Origin of the sequence: Anabaenopsis elenkinii CCIBt3563, from assembly GCF_015245355.1 — a bacterium.
GTDB lineage: Bacteria > Cyanobacteriota > Cyanobacteriia > Cyanobacteriales > Nostocaceae > Anabaenopsis > Anabaenopsis elenkinii.
The window spans coordinates 4,417,190-4,431,985 of the sequence record NZ_CP063311.1; the positions used below are offsets into that span (position 1 = coordinate 4,417,190).

The following is a 14,796-nucleotide window of genomic DNA, read 5'->3' on the forward strand; positions in this document are numbered from 1 at the left end:
CACTGCATCAGGAACCTGTTGTTTTTTTAATTTTAACCAAGTAGGTGCGACTATTTGCTTAAACAAAATTCAGGTGTCAATTGTATTAGTTTCTCAAATGGATGGAGAAGACTTAAGAAACTAAGGTATTGCTGGACTGACGGGAACACTGACTAGTACTGCGGCTGTTTTATGGTTTGGACTGGTGCTAGTATTTTAGGGGTTGGAGGGACTTTATCTGGATCTGCGGTAATCACTACTATGACGTGCTACTTTAACGTGAGTTCGACGAACTGAAAAAGGGCAGAAGGCATATGATATAGTCCCAGATATCCCAGTTGATAAAATCTCAATAGCGATCGCACATGAGGATTAATACTTGACGATAACCCAGAATATCCACAAGGCGATCGCAGTTAATTATTTTGAGGCAAACTGGGAACCGAGAATCATGGTACCAATACCACCATCGGTAAAAACCTCTAGGAGTAGGGCGTGGGGAATGCGACCATCAATAATGTGTGCTGCACTTACACCTTGAGCTAGCGATCGCACACAACAATTTACTTTGGGAATCATACCACCACTAACTATACCATTAGCAATTAGCTCCCGCGCTTCGCGGATATCCACTTTAGGAATCAAGGTAGACGGGTCTTTATAATCTTTAAGAATACCGGGTGTGTCGGTCAATAAAATTAACTTTTCTGCACCCAGGGCGGCTGCAATTTCCCCAGCTACCGTATCAGCATTAATATTATAAGCTTGTCCATTCTCATCCGTGGCGACGCTAGACACTACCGGAATATAGCCATTACTAGAGAGAGTTTCCAAAACTTTGATATTTACACTACTCACTTCCCCCACAAAACCGATACCTTCTTGCTCCTGGGGTCGGGCTGTAATTAGGTTACCATCTTTACCACATAGTCCTACCGCCAATCCCCCAGCGCGGCTAATCAGGGAAACAATTTCCTTATTGACTCGACCCACTAAAACCATTTCTACCACATCCATAGTGGGAGCATCTGTGACACGCAAACCATTTTTAAATTGTGCTTCGATGCCCAGTTTATTTAACCAACTATTAATTTCAGGACCACCGCCATGTACCAAAATTGGACGCAAGCCAACGCAGGATAAAAATACAATATCCCGCATGACCTTGTCCTTGAGGTTACTATCTTTCATCGCAGCACCGCCATATTTCACAACAACAGTGCGACCTACAAATTGTTGAATGTAAGGTAGTGCTTCGCTGAGTACACGTACACGGGTAGCTTCTGTTTGCCTGATGTATTCCGAATCGTTGTCCATCACAAGGGGCTATTGAGATTTTAAACTTATCTAGTCAGTTTAAAAGAATTTGTAACCTACAACAATATTTCAGAATTGCCGATCCATCTTGGCATGAAAAAGAATTGAGGAGGGTGAATCAAGAGGAATATTGCGAGAGTTTTGGGGTGAGGTTTTGTCAGGCCTTCTCAAAAACTGAATATCGCCTGCATCAACCCCCTCCTATATTCATCGCTGCTAACATTGCTTGCTGACTTACCTGTTGATAAACAGTACCTAAATATCTGGTCACTACATCACCCGAGGTCGGACTGACTACACTTTCTTCTGTTTTCCCTAAAGGAATCGCTCCTAATACATCTAATACCGTCTCGCTACTCGATGGGGTAATGACTACCAATGAAGAATCTAGGGGCTCATTGTATTGCCAGAATGAACTAAGGTTAACAGAATATTGGGGCTGTGTCTTTGGTGGTTGAACCTTTGGTGTTTCAGGTGCTATAACTTCCACCTTAGCACGGCGTAATTGACGTAAATCAGTGATAATTTCCTCTTTAGCGCGCCCCCGTAGTTGAAATAATACAAATGGGTCTTCACTAAAGCGATCTCCTAACTGATAGTATACGGCACCAATATGCTTACAAGGGTTTGCTTTATCAGGACAAGAGCATTTACTGTGAACATCAGAGAGCGTAAAGGGAAACAAAGACAAACCATTGGCTGTAAACAGTTCCTCGATATTTTGAGGCATTTCCCCTGCTAATAACTTAGCTGCAAAAATTGCCTTTTGAGACATAGTTTCAATCACATAACCCCATTCTTCCTCAGTAAAATGATCGAGAGAAAGAGAAACCTTATAAGGTTCAGTTTCACTACCTTGGACTCTAGCTAGTACCTTTGCACCTTTAAACTCGATATTGAGAACATTTCCCTGGCGAGAATAATTTCTAGCCCGTTCCAAACGCTTTTTAAAGCGATAAGAATCCAGTAACTCTAGCCACTTTTGTGACCACCATTCACGGCTGGCCTGCAAAGTTTCATAATTCATAATTTTGCTGTAAAATTAACTTGTATTTTACTTTATTTCCCCGTTGATTTATGTTGAACATAGGGTTAGGGTGAGGTTTCCCCTGTTCCAAAAACTGAGCTTCTCCCTCCTAATCTTCTTCAATTATGGCGCTGCGATCGAGTATTAATAGGTTACGTAATTGGTCTGTATCCATTTCCGTAAGCCACTCTTCACCCCCACCAACTACTTGTTCAGCTAATTGTTTTTTACTTTCAATCATCTCGTGTATTTTTTCTTCCAATGTGCCAGTACATACAAATTTATGTACTTGCACATTACGAGTTTGACCAATGCGAAATACTCTATCAGTAGCTTGATTTTCAACCGCAGGATTCCACCACCTGTCAAAGTGAAATACATGATTAGCCCTGGTTAAATTTAATCCTACTCCACCGGCTTTTAAGGAAAGAATCATAATCGGAGGTCCTTGGGGGTCGTGTTGAAAACGGTCAATCATTTCTTCCCGTTGTTGTTTACTAGTACGACCATATAAAAATAATATCTCTTTACCAAGTTTTTGCTGTAAATCAGCTTGCAATAATTTACCCCATTCAGCAAATTGGGTGAAAATTAAAGACCTATCTCCCTCTTCCAAAGCCACGCTTAACATTTCTTCTAGTCGTAGTAGTTTGGCAGAAGTATGTTGCTGCAAGGTCCCTAATTTTAAATATTGGGCTGGATGATTACAGATTTGTTTAAGTTTAATGAGTAAGCCTAAAATCATTCCTCGCCGTTGCAAACCTGATGCAGATTCAATCTCTGTCAAAGATGCTTCTACTACTTCTTGATAAAGTGCTGCTTGTTGTGGGGTCAGACCACAAAAAACCGTCATTTCTTGCTTTTCTGGCAAATCTTGAATAATATCACGATCTGTTTTTAGACGACGCAAAATAAACGGTTGCACTAAAGCCCGCAACTGATTTAAAGATGCCGTATCACCATACTTTTCAATTGGTATAGCAAACCGTCTCTGGAAAAATTGGCGATTTCCCAAATACCCAGGATTGAGAAAATCTAAAATTGACCACAGTTCTTGGAGTTTATTTTCTACTGGTGTACCGGTTAGGGCTATGCGAAATGTAGTTTTTAATTCCCTGACAGCCTGGGATTGTTTAGCTTCTGGATTTTTGACATTTTGAGCTTCATCTAATACAACTACCTGCCAATCAACACCTTGTAAAATTTTCGTATCCCGGTGAATAAGTGAGTAACTAGTAATAATGACATTGTGTTTTTTAACTGCTTCTACAAACGCTTTACCCTTGAGACGTTTATCACCGTGGTGCTGTAAAACTTTGAGGTGAGGAGCAAATTTTTTAATTTCTCGCTCCCAGTTACCTAAAATAGAAGTTGGACACACCAACAGGGTGGGATTTGCTAGTGCGTCTTTTTCCTGGAGGTGCAGTAAAAAAGCAATTAACTGAATGGTTTTCCCCAGTCCCATATCATCTGCGAGACAGGCACCCAACCCCCAACGTTCTAAGAACGCTAGCCAAGCTGCACCCCTTTGTTGATAAGGTCGTAACTGTCCTTGAAAATTAGTAGGTGTTGGTACAGGTGCAATGACCTGGTTATTGGTTAAGGCTCCAATTAATTCTTGCAATGTTCCTGATGCTTCAAAGCTGACCACAGGTAACTTTTCAATAGACTGGGTATCTCCAGAACCCAGACGTAAAGCATCTTCCAAGGAAAGTGACATTTGGTCTTTACGAGCAGCAAAAAATGCCTGTGCGGTTTTGATATCCTGAGGTCGCAACTCTACCCATTCGCCATTAATTTCTACCAGTGGGCTATTTAAGGCTACAAGTTTATTAAACTCTGTTTTAGAAATTGTCTGCCCACCAATTGCCAATTGCCATTGGAAATTGAGTAGACTTTGTAAACCTAAGCGTCCCTGCTGATTATTTGGGGTTTGAGCAGTGATTTTTAACCCTAAACGATTCGCCCACCCTCCACCGTTTGCCAAACTAGGAGGCAAAATTACCCCTAAACCACTATCTTCAAACCGCCAAGCCACCGACTTAATAAACTCGTATGCTTGTAATGGGTTAAGGTGACAAAATTGGGGATATTCTGTTTCTAAACTAGGTGCAATAACTGGATACAATCGCGAAGCTAACCCCAACCCGCGTAATAATGTTTCTTGGGGTTGATCAATGGTGCGGTTTTGATGAACTAATTGTTCCACGGGGTGATTCCAAATGATTGCTGCATCTACTAAGAAATCAGGATCATCTGCTGCTTGTAGAAAATATGCCAATATCCAATCTGTATCGCCAGATGTAGGGGGAAGCAGTTGGAAACAGCAGCGAAATAAGGCTGTTCCTGACAACTGGTATTGTAATGGCATAGTCCAAGCTTTCAGCCCTGCTTCGAGTCTTTCTACTTCCAGAGCATCTGCATTGACGGTGTAAGAGGTACTAGTTAAAGCTTGCAACCACTGTCGCACCGCTGATGGTAAAGATGCCATTACTCTTGTTTCTAATAGAGGTTGAGCTGTTAACATCTCTCGCACTTGGGCATCTACTGTACTGTTGAGAAATCCCAGCAATAATTCCTGTGGTTGAGTGGGGAAGTCTAGGGCTAAGTATTTTTCTTCTAACTCAGGATTTGTTTGATAAGTACGACAAGCCAATGGCATCTTGGCGGCAAATTTTTCTAAGCGTGTTCCGTCTATAGCACTGTCTAAGAGGACTTGCCATTTAGCAACAATAGAACCATCAGACTGCCTTTGAATAGTGGGCAAAAACTTACACCGGGAAATTAAATCCAAACTCCAACGCGCAACTTGTGACCAGAAACGTAAGTCGCTAGCAAATAAAGTATCCCCCTCAGTAGCAGCATTTAAGGGCACACTAGCCAGAAATTTTATGGCTGCAGTGGGGTGAAGACAAAAACCCTCGACTCGCCAGGGTTGGAGATATTGGGGTAAGTTAATTGCAGATGGCGAGGTACCAGAATGTAAAGGGCAAATAAATCCTATTGCTTGCTGATCGTTTTCTGGGATATGAGTTGGTAAGGCAATTATTTGAGAGTGGGTTGGTAGGCTCAGTTGAGTAGCAGTTGTACTTTTACGAGTTCGCCGACTGGCTGTCACTGCAACTTGGTTTTGCTGGACTAAATCGCAAATTGTGATGCTCTGAGAAACCAACCATTCACTCAACTCTAATGGGTTGATAGCTAATGGATGTAGTGGAGGATATGTGGATGTACTAGACTCGATGTTTATTCGTGATGAACGCCAAGTTTCTCCCCAAATAAATAAACAATTATTTTTATGGTTTACTAACCAATTGCCGTGTAAAATTGTCATTATAATAACCTAATCAATATATAATTATGCTCTTTGTCAATAAAAAAACTTCTAAATCTGGCGCTATTTCTCATATTTTAACAGGATGAGATTTAGTTTTTGGGCAAGGATTAAGAGTAGTGGCAGATGTAATGATTAAAAAATCAATATGGCGAATTCTCAAAATATACATGGGACATGATCAATTCATTGGTTAATGCATTTACCTCTTTCCCAAGTGTTAAAAAATGCAACCTGAACAATAGGCGGTAGTCATTACTGAATTCGGGTCAAAGTTATTCCCAAAATGAACCACTCTCCTAGACAGGATTTGCTACATACTGCCTGAGTAAGGATGCCTGCGTGATGAGAACATCTGCTCAAGATACCACACACCAGCAGAAGGATGTGCTGGGGCATTTAATATGCAGCCAAACTTACCCGGTATGTGTGGACATCTTTGCAATACTCGTTTTATTGTACAACCAGGCTGACCTGGTCAGTATTGAGATAACAGGTAACAGGGAATAGGTTTGATTGTCTTTTTTTGTCCTCACCTATATATCTGGCGGTGGAGTTCACCAGAAACTAGCCCCCACGGTGGCGGTACTCGGCTTGATGGGGGGTGGTTGATTGAAATTTTGGCAGTCCTTGGGACTTGATATTATGGGAAATATTAGGCTGGCAATGAAATTAGGCTCTGGGGGTAGCAGAGGGGGTTATGAGATTATATGGTGTTTGGCAATCCAGGGCTTATTTATCTTTGTGTGTACTAGAAGTCAGTCTGAGAGCATAAATGTTAGGATTGCCACAGAGAGAGAATAGAGAAAGAGAAGGAAAAAAAACTGAATGGCAGAAGTTGATAAGTCAATATCCTTCGATGGTAGGGATATTAGACTAAAAGTAGGCTTACTAGCTCCCCAGGCTGGTGGGTCAGTTCTGATAGAATCGGGGGACACATCTGTTTTAGTGACCGCTACGCGAGCAAAGGCTAGAGAAGGAATTGATTTTCTGCCCCTGACAGTAGATTACGAAGAAAGACTGTATGCTGCAGGTAGGATTCCTGGAGGAATCATGCGCAGGGAGGGTCGTCCACCAGAGAAAACAATTCTGACTAGTCGGTTGATAGACCGCCCCATGAGACCTTTGTTTCCTTCATGGTTGCGAGATGACCTGCAAATTATTGCCTTTACCCTGTCTATGGATGAGTTGGTACCACCAGATGTCCTAGCAGTAACTGGGGCTTCCATTGCTACCCTCATCGCACAAATTCCCTTTAATGGGCCTATGGCAGCAGTACGGGTAGGCTTAGTGGGAGATGATTTTATTATTAACCCCACCTATGCAGAAATTCAAAGCGGAGACTTGGATCTGATAGTGGCTGGTTCCCCCCACGGTGTGATCATGGTGGAAGCGGGAGCCAATCAATTGCCAGAGCAAGATATTATCGAAGCAATTGATTTTGGGTACGAAGCAGTCAGAGATTTAATCCAAGCCCAGGAAGATTTATTGGCGGAAATGGGTTTGCGAGTTGTGCAAGGGGAACCACCAGAGGTAGACCTGACTCTGAGCAATTTTATCCGCGATCGCGCCAGCGATGAGATTAAGAAAATCCTATCTCAGTTTGAATACACCAAAGCTCAACGGGATGAAGCCTTGGAAGCTCTCAAGGAAAAAATTACTATTGCGATCGCGGAATTACCCGAAGAAGACGAAATTCGAGTTGCTGCAACCGCAAACGGTAAGGGAATAGGTAATCACTTTAAAGACGTGACCAAGCACTTGATGCGTCGTCAAATCATTGAAGATAAAGTCCGGGTTGACGGTCGCAAACTGGATGAAGTCCGTCCTGTTTCTTGTCAAGTTGATATCTTACCCAAACGAGTCCACGGTAGTGGTTTATTTAACCGCGGATTAACCCAAGTGCTATCTACTTGTACCCTTGGTACTCCTGGAGATGCTCAAAACCTCAACGATGACTTGCAATCAGACCAATCTAAACGCTACCTGCATCATTATAACTTCCCGCCGTTCTCAGTGGGAGAAACTAAACCTATGCGTTTTCCAGGAAGGCGCGAAATTGGTCATGGTGCTTTAGCAGAGCGAGCGCTGATACCTGTGCTACCGCCAAAAGAAGAATTCCCCTACGTGATTCGTGTCGTATCAGAAGTGCTTTCTTCTAACGGTTCGACTTCTATGGGTTCAGTGTGCGGTTCTACTCTATCATTGATGGCTGCTGGTGTACCAATTATCAAACCCGTGAGCGGTGCTGCAATGGGTTTGATTAAAGAAGATGACGAGGTGCGAGTTCTCACTGATATTCAGGGGATTGAGGACTTTTTGGGCGATATGGACTTTAAGGTAGCCGGTACAGATACCGGTATTACTGCCTTGCAAATGGACATGAAAATCCCTGGTTTGTCATTGGAGATTATTGCCCAAGCCATCCACCAAGCTAAATCAGCCCGGTTACATATTCTGGATAAAATGCTCCAGACTATCCAACAAGCACGTCCTGACACCTCACCTTATGCCCCGCGTCTATTGACTATCAAGATTGATTCAGACATGATTGGTCTGGTGATTGGGCCTGGAGGAAAAACAATTAAGGCTATCACTGAAGATACTGGTGCGAAAATTGACATCGAAGATGATGGAACTGTCACCATTTCTGCTGTGGATGAAGGCCGCGCTAAGAAAGCCCGTAACATCATTCAAGGTATGACCCGTAAGTTAAATGAAGGTGATGTTTATGTAGGGCGTGTGACTCGGATTATCCCTATTGGTGCATTTGTAGAATTTCTGCCCGGAAAAGAAGGCATGATTCACATTTCTCAACTAGCTGACTATCGGGTTGGCAAAGTTGAAGATGAGGTAGCCGTTGGAGATGAAGTAATTGTCAAAGTGCGAGAAATTGATAATAAAGGACGGATTAATCTGACACGTTTAGGTATCCACCCAGATCAAGCGACTGCGGCACGTGAAGCGGCGGCTGTGAATCGGTAATATCAATTGGGGATTTTAGATTTTTATCTAAAATCCGCGATGCCTAGTCTACAGGGTTTTTCGCAAATTTTATGGATGCTTCCGAGTTATTAGAAACAATCACACACCTGATTTCCCAGGCTGAACAAGGTGAGATAGATCCTTGGGATGTTGAAGTAATAGAGGTGATTGACCGTTACCTAGAACTAATGGCACCGGAGGACACACCTCAAGGCTATGAGTCGGACTTGTCACAATCAGGACAAGCTTTTTTGTCAGCATCGATGTTAGTGTTATTCAAAGCCAATACTTTGATGCAATTATCTTCAGTGGAAGAGGTAGAGGATGAGATAGCAGATGATGTAATTTTATGCAGTGAAGGTGAGTTATTAAATCATGGTCATCGTCTGCAATTAGAGCGGTATTTGCGGCGCCGTCCCTCAGCAATGCCACCGTCAAAGCGTCGTGTGACTGTGGTAGAGTTAGTCAAGCAATTGCAATTTATGGCTAACCAACTGAAACTGGTGGAGAAATCTAGTCAGCCTGTTACCCAACACCGGCGTCATCCCAAGTCCCAAAAAATGCGCCAGGCGCTGGAGTTAGCTCACCAGGAAAATTTGACAGAGGTAGCTGGAGAACTAGAGCAAGTGTTGCATTGTTCTACCAGAAAGCTATTGTTGACATCAAATTGTTTGAATTTAGAACAACTGGTCGATTTGTGGACTCAAACAAAGCAAGCTAAACAAGATAGTTCTACCCATGACTCAGAAAATGGGGCTACAGTTAGCGTCTTTTGGGCTCTACTACTGCTCTCGTCTCAATCTAAAGTCGAGTTATCACAAGATGAGTTTTACCAGGATATTCAAATTCGATTACTGACAGATTCACCTCAGGAAGACTTTACTCACCCTTGATGACGCAGATTATGATCAGTAATATTTATATGATAAGATTTATCTTTTGTACATAACAGCGGTTATTCGTATCTATCTTTCTTGGATTTAATAACTTTAATTACATCGTCATGTTGTTGACCTTCGATGATATCTTTTAAATGTATTTTGCCTTCAATATATTGAATATGGATGCGCCATCCTGATATTTTATCTATGTCTGCTCTGTATATAGCTTGTTTGATACCTGTCACTTTATGGAGTCTAGTTTTAGGAAAGCTTCTGGTTCTATGACACTCATTATCCTCTAATTCGGCTAAAGCTTCCAGGAAATCAAGTTTCAAATCTTGTGGTAAAATCCTAATTGCTTCATGGATAACACCATACTCATCCAGAAGTGGCTTGATTTGTACCATTAGCAGAAACTAACCTGAATATCTTGATTGTTAACGGTGAAGTCTTGATAAAGAGTTTCTGCAACTGAATTATATGCTGCTGGTGCATCTTCAGCCTTGACTACTCTAAATAAAGTTATTAAAGTTCTCTCAAAAATAGGATCATCATCAATAGTGAGAATAATTCTCATATTTTCATTAATCTTCAGAGAATATATAGAAGAATCATAATTTTCATTGAGTCTGATATTTCTTAACTGAGCGCTATGTTGGTAAAACAGATTGTTGTCTGTTGAGAGCAACTCAACATACTGATTCAATTTTTTAATAATCTTAAATTTTTCTGTATTACTAAATTGCTCTAAATCCTGCTCAAAATCCCGTGTAGATTCAATCAGTACATCCATAGTAATAGCTCCTAGGATTAAATCACCAACTGACTTCAAAGGTAAGCTCAATAATCAAGAATTGCAATTGCTCACTAAGCATACAGAACCAAAAACCCTATGAAACACAAAGCACTCAAAACACTCATCCCCAACCTCTGGTGAGAAGCCAGGGAAAGAGGTTTGAACAGCTATACTACAAAGGACGGTAAACCCGATAGTTGATTTGAGGGAAAATATTATCCATTAATTCCACTTTTTCCAACCAACCACTATCAACCTTAGCAATTTTTACATCTTCATAGAGCTTATTAAACCGCATCAGATGCGATCGCGTCCGGCGCACAGCATAAGGTACCATAGTTCCCGTGCGCATAATAAAGGCCCAGTCGGAAGACTGTGCTAGTAAAAGTTCCCGAGCGGCTTGGTTGAGAGCCTTTTCCTGTAATTGGTCTTCTGCTTCCAAACGAGATATTTCGATCATGCGTTCGGTTGCTTTGTGTAAATGTGGATAAATCCAAGCATTTGTTTCATTTAACCAATATTCATGGAAACCCTTATAACCCCAACTCGACTGGGAGGGGCGACAAACCTGCTGAGTGGGTTCTGCGCGTAAATAGTCAGCTAGATGAGTCATTTGATAAGTTCCTTGATCATACCATGACTTGCGGAACAGGTAATCAATAAACCAAGGTCCTTCGTACCACCAGTGGCCAAATAACTCTGCATCATAAGGCGAAACAATAATTGGCCGCCGCCCCATAATCCCGTTTAAATGTTCAGCCTGACGTTCTCGGTTATACATAAAGTTAGCAGCGTGTTCTGCTGCTTTCTCCCTAGCCCAGTAAGGATCATAGAGAGCTTTGTCGGAAAGTCCCAAACCGCGCCCGGTAATTTTATGATACTTAATACCAGTATTTTTACGTTGACCATTGGGCATAATATAGGGCTTAATGTAATCATATTCAGCTTCCCAGCCCAAATCCTTGTAAAATTCCCGGTATTCTGCAGCACCGGGATAGCCCACCTCAGATGACCATACTTGCTGAGAAGATTCATGGTCTCGACCAAAAGCCGCTACCCCAGTTTCTGTAAAAATTGGTGCATAAGTACCAAAGCGGGGGCGGGGACGGGCGTATAAAATCCCATGTCCATCAGTGAGGAAATAGCGTAAACCAGCATCCGCCAGCATTCGCTCCACACCTTCATAGTAAGCACATTCTGGTAACCAAATTCCTCTGGGGGGTTGGCCAAAGGTTTGCTCGTAGTGTTCACAAGCTACTTGAATTTGCGCCCACACCGCTTGGGGGTACATTTTCATCAGTGGTAGATAGCCGTGGGTAGCACCACAAGTAATAATTTCTAAGTTATTAGTATCTTGGAATTGCTTAAATGCTGTTACCAAGTCACCCTTGTACTTTTCCCATACCTGACGCGCTTCGTTAAACTCAGTGGCGTAGTGTTCAGCTAGGTAACGAAGATGCCCATTATTGATATTATGCTCAGTTTCTAGTTCTGTCAGTTCTTCTAATTTGGCTAAGTGGGCGTCATAGCGTTCTTGCAGTAGGGGGTCACGGAGCATGGACACTAGAGGTGGTGTCATACTCATGGTGATTTTAAAGTCGATACCGTCTCGCTTTAAGCCCTCAAATACTTTTAATAAAGGAATGTATGTTTCCGTGATGGCTTCATAAAGCCATTCTTCTTCTAATACATAGTCACTTTCTGGGTGACGAACGAAGGGTAGATGGGCGTGAAGTACGAGCGCGACGTAGCCGATAGCCATAGTTATTTAAGGGTATTACTGTGAATTGAAGGAGGAGGGGGTGAGGTAAATTAACAATATTTTAGGACTTTATGGGGATCGTGAGTTGAGTTTTCTGTTTCCCTTTACCTTTAAAAATATTTACTCACTACCAAAAAACGCGCACAGTGCTCCTAGTTTCTAACTATGGGGGTGTAGTGCGATCGGTGTGTTACTCTTGGGCGTCTTGATATATTTGTTCTAGTGCTTGTAGTTGTGTTTTCCGAGAGACGCGACGATATTTTTTACTCTCTAATTTTGGTTCGTATTGCTGCTTACCTTTACCTTTGGTTTTGATTTTCACTGTTGATTCAGGATCGGCTTGTTGTTGGATCTGAGTTTGACGGGCGATCGCCTGTGCTAAGAAATCCAAGTAATGTTCGTACCTTTCCCAGTCACCCCGCACCACACAATCAGGCTCGTCTCGATGCAAACAGTCACTAAATCGACAACTAGCGGCTGCTAACCTTTGTTTGGCTTCTGGGAAGTAATATACTAGTTCTTCTGGAGTAGAATCTAAATCAGGTTGATTAAAGCCGGGGGTATCTGCGAGTAAACCACCCGCTGGCAATTCAAATAATTCTGTATGGCGGGTTGTATGACGACCTCGTGCTAGTTTACCAGAAACTTCTGCCACTCGCAGGTTAAGGGCGGGTATGAGGGTATTAATGAGGCTAGATTTTCCCACACCAGAAGGTCCAGCAATGACAGTAATTTTATGATTGAGATAATTAGTTAATTCGTCAATGTTAATGCCATTTTTGACGCTGATAAATATGGGTTTATAGCCCCAGCCCTCCAGTCGATCGCTAATTTCCTTTTGTACCTGTGGGGAGACTAAATCACTTTTATTCAGGCATAAAAGTACATTCACATCAGTGGATTCGGCTTTGATCAGAAACCGACTTAATTGATAAGGGTCCAAAGGTGGATCTGTGAGCGCAAATGCTAGCAGGATTTGGTCAACATTGGCGATCGCTGGACGGTCTAATTGACTCTCACGGGGGAGAACATCTGACACTGCTCCCCTCCCACCAGACCAATCTGGCTGAGAAACGATGACGCGATCGCCCACCATTACCTGCTGTCCGATTTTTTTCAAGCGGGTTCTGCGGGTACAAAGCAAGACCGGTGGGGAACCGGTCATCCGAACCCCTACTTCTTCTACATCCAGCCGCACGCGATAAAAATTGGCTTGCACGGCTAGCACCGTACCGAGTAACTGCCCATTAGTTGACATAGTTGTGACTGTTGTCATGGGCCAGCAGTAGCGGGGCGGCGTACCAACAAAGAAAAATAGCCCATGCAATCTGTAATTTGCTCAACCTGATAACCTGCCATGGTCAAGCTATCAGGGACTTGCTCAATAGGTTCTCCAGAATCTAGCCATACTTCGAGCAAACCTCCCGGCGGCATTTTTTCTAGAAATAATTTTGTGCGCACAAAATTAATCGGACAAGGAGTACCGCGCAGGTCGAGTTGAGCATCGGGACTTGAAAGGTGAGAAGATTTCATCACTTAAACAGATTCCCCAAGAAGCCTTGACCACCTTTAACAGTCTTATCTCCCTTAATTTTAGCGAGCTTTTCGAGCAATTCCCGTTCTTCTGAGGTCACCTTGGTAGGAATGTCAATTAATATTGTCAGTAGATGGTCTCCCCGACTGACAGGATTTCCCAAACGAGGTACACCCCGGTTTTCCAGCTTCATGACCGTATTGGCCTGGGTACCGGCGGGGATAATCATTTCCACCGGACCATCTACGGTTTCTACTTCCAAACGGCAGCCTAAAATAGCTTGCAGGTAGCTAATTTTTATTTCTGAGAGAATATTAATGCCATCCCGACGGAATTGTTCATCCTCATTGACAAATAAGTAGACATACAAATCCCCCGGCGGTCCGCCACGTTGACCGGCATCTCCTTCCTGAGAGATGCGTAAACGGGTACCATTGTCAACCCCTGCGGGGATAGTAATTTTTAGTTTCTTAGGTATTTGATTTGTCCCTTTCCCATCACAAGCCTCACATTTATCTTCAATCACTGTTCCCGTTCCGTTACAGGTAGGACAAGTTGAGACCTGAGTAAAGCTACCAAAAGGTGTTCTAGTCACACGACGGACTTGACCGGAACCCCCACAAGTGGAACAGGTACGAGGGCGAGTACCGGGTTTAGCACCCGATCCATTACAGACACCACAGACCTCCAGATGGGAAATGCGAATTTCTTTTTCGCCGCCAAATACAGCTTCGCGAAAGTCTAACTTCAGGTCTAGCCTTAAGTCGTCTCCCCGTACTGGTCCGCTGCGCCGCCGTTGCGTTTGACCGCCCATACCGCCACCGGCGAAGCCACTAAAAATACTTTCAAAGATATCGGCAAAGCCGCCCATATCGCCCATGTCTTGGAAGCCTGCGCCTCCTGCGGCACTGGAAACACCAGCTTCACCAAAACGGTTATACCGTTCTCGCATCTCTGGCTCAGAAAGCACTTCATAAGCGCGGTTAATTTCCTTAAACCGATCTTCCGCTCCCGCTTCTTTGTTCACATCTGGGTGATACTTGCGGGCTAAACGGCGGTAAGCTTGTTTGATGTCTTCTTTGTCGGCGTCACGGGAGACACCCAGAATTTCATAATAGTCGCGGGCCATATAGCAAAGGTAAAAGTTAGGAGGAAGAAAGCAACAAGGCAATCAACGCCAC

The 14,796-nt window shown here is 43.0% G+C and carries 11 protein-coding genes; 2 read left to right on the forward strand and 9 right to left on the reverse strand.

What is annotated here, in order from left to right; all coding sequences use genetic code 11:
* Positions 1-399: 399 nt before the first annotated feature.
* From argB to IM676_RS19300, 3 genes are all read right to left on the reverse strand, one after another.
* A complete protein-coding gene (gene argB / locus IM676_RS19290; RefSeq protein WP_200988363.1) occupies positions 400-1,299 on the reverse strand; it encodes an acetylglutamate kinase in 900 nt (299 codons plus the stop codon).
* A 187-nt stretch (positions 1,300-1,486) separates the two neighbouring features.
* Complete coding sequence (locus IM676_RS19295) at positions 1,487-2,323, reverse strand: SWIM zinc finger family protein (RefSeq protein ID WP_200988364.1); 837 nt, start codon at positions 2,321-2,323, stop codon at positions 1,487-1,489.
* 109 nt (positions 2,324-2,432) lie between these two features.
* A complete protein-coding gene (locus IM676_RS19300; protein WP_200988365.1) occupies positions 2,433-5,657 on the reverse strand; it encodes a DEAD/DEAH box helicase in 3,225 nt (1,074 codons plus the stop codon).
* Between the two features lie 828 nt (positions 5,658-6,485).
* Here IM676_RS19300 and IM676_RS19305 point away from each other — a divergent pair.
* Together IM676_RS19305 and IM676_RS19310 are read left to right on the forward strand one after the other, a co-directional pair.
* Positions 6,486-8,642 carry a polyribonucleotide nucleotidyltransferase gene (locus IM676_RS19305; protein ID WP_200988366.1) on the forward strand — a complete coding sequence of 719 codons (2,157 nt, stop codon included), beginning with the start codon at positions 6,486-6,488 and terminating at the stop codon, positions 8,640-8,642.
* 71 nt (positions 8,643-8,713) lie between these two features.
* Complete coding sequence (locus tag IM676_RS19310; RefSeq protein WP_200988367.1) at positions 8,714-9,535, forward strand: segregation/condensation protein A; 822 nt, start codon at positions 8,714-8,716, stop codon at positions 9,533-9,535.
* A 62-nt stretch (positions 9,536-9,597) separates the two neighbouring features.
* Here IM676_RS19310 and IM676_RS19315 read toward each other — a convergent pair whose 3' ends face one another.
* From IM676_RS19315 to dnaJ, 6 genes are all read right to left on the reverse strand, one after another.
* Positions 9,598-9,930: a hypothetical protein gene (locus tag IM676_RS19315; RefSeq protein ID WP_200988368.1), complete on the reverse strand. Its 333-nt coding sequence runs from the start codon at positions 9,928-9,930 to the stop codon at positions 9,598-9,600.
* Positions 9,930-10,316 (reverse strand): hypothetical protein, encoded by a 387-nt coding sequence (locus tag IM676_RS19320; protein ID WP_200988369.1) that lies wholly within the window; start codon positions 10,314-10,316, stop codon positions 9,930-9,932. The genes IM676_RS19315 and IM676_RS19320 overlap by 1 nt, the downstream gene beginning before the upstream one ends.
* 175 nt (positions 10,317-10,491) lie before the next feature.
* Positions 10,492-12,081, reverse strand: coding sequence for a glycoside hydrolase family 57 protein (locus tag IM676_RS19325; protein WP_200988370.1), 1,590 nt, complete (start codon positions 12,079-12,081; stop codon positions 10,492-10,494).
* A gap of 190 nt (positions 12,082-12,271) precedes the next feature.
* Positions 12,272-13,357, reverse strand: a complete 1,086-nt coding sequence (rsgA, locus tag IM676_RS19330) for a small ribosomal subunit biogenesis GTPase RsgA (RefSeq protein ID WP_200988371.1) — start codon at positions 13,355-13,357, stop codon at positions 12,272-12,274.
* Positions 13,354-13,614, reverse strand: a complete 261-nt coding sequence (locus IM676_RS19335; protein WP_200988372.1) for a sulfurtransferase TusA family protein — start codon at positions 13,612-13,614, stop codon at positions 13,354-13,356. The genes rsgA and IM676_RS19335 overlap by 4 nt, the downstream gene beginning before the upstream one ends.
* Complete coding sequence (gene dnaJ / locus IM676_RS19340; RefSeq protein ID WP_200988373.1) at positions 13,614-14,744, reverse strand: molecular chaperone DnaJ; 1,131 nt, start codon at positions 14,742-14,744, stop codon at positions 13,614-13,616. The genes IM676_RS19335 and dnaJ overlap by 1 nt, the downstream gene beginning before the upstream one ends.
* Between the last annotated feature and the right edge of the window lie 52 nt (positions 14,745-14,796).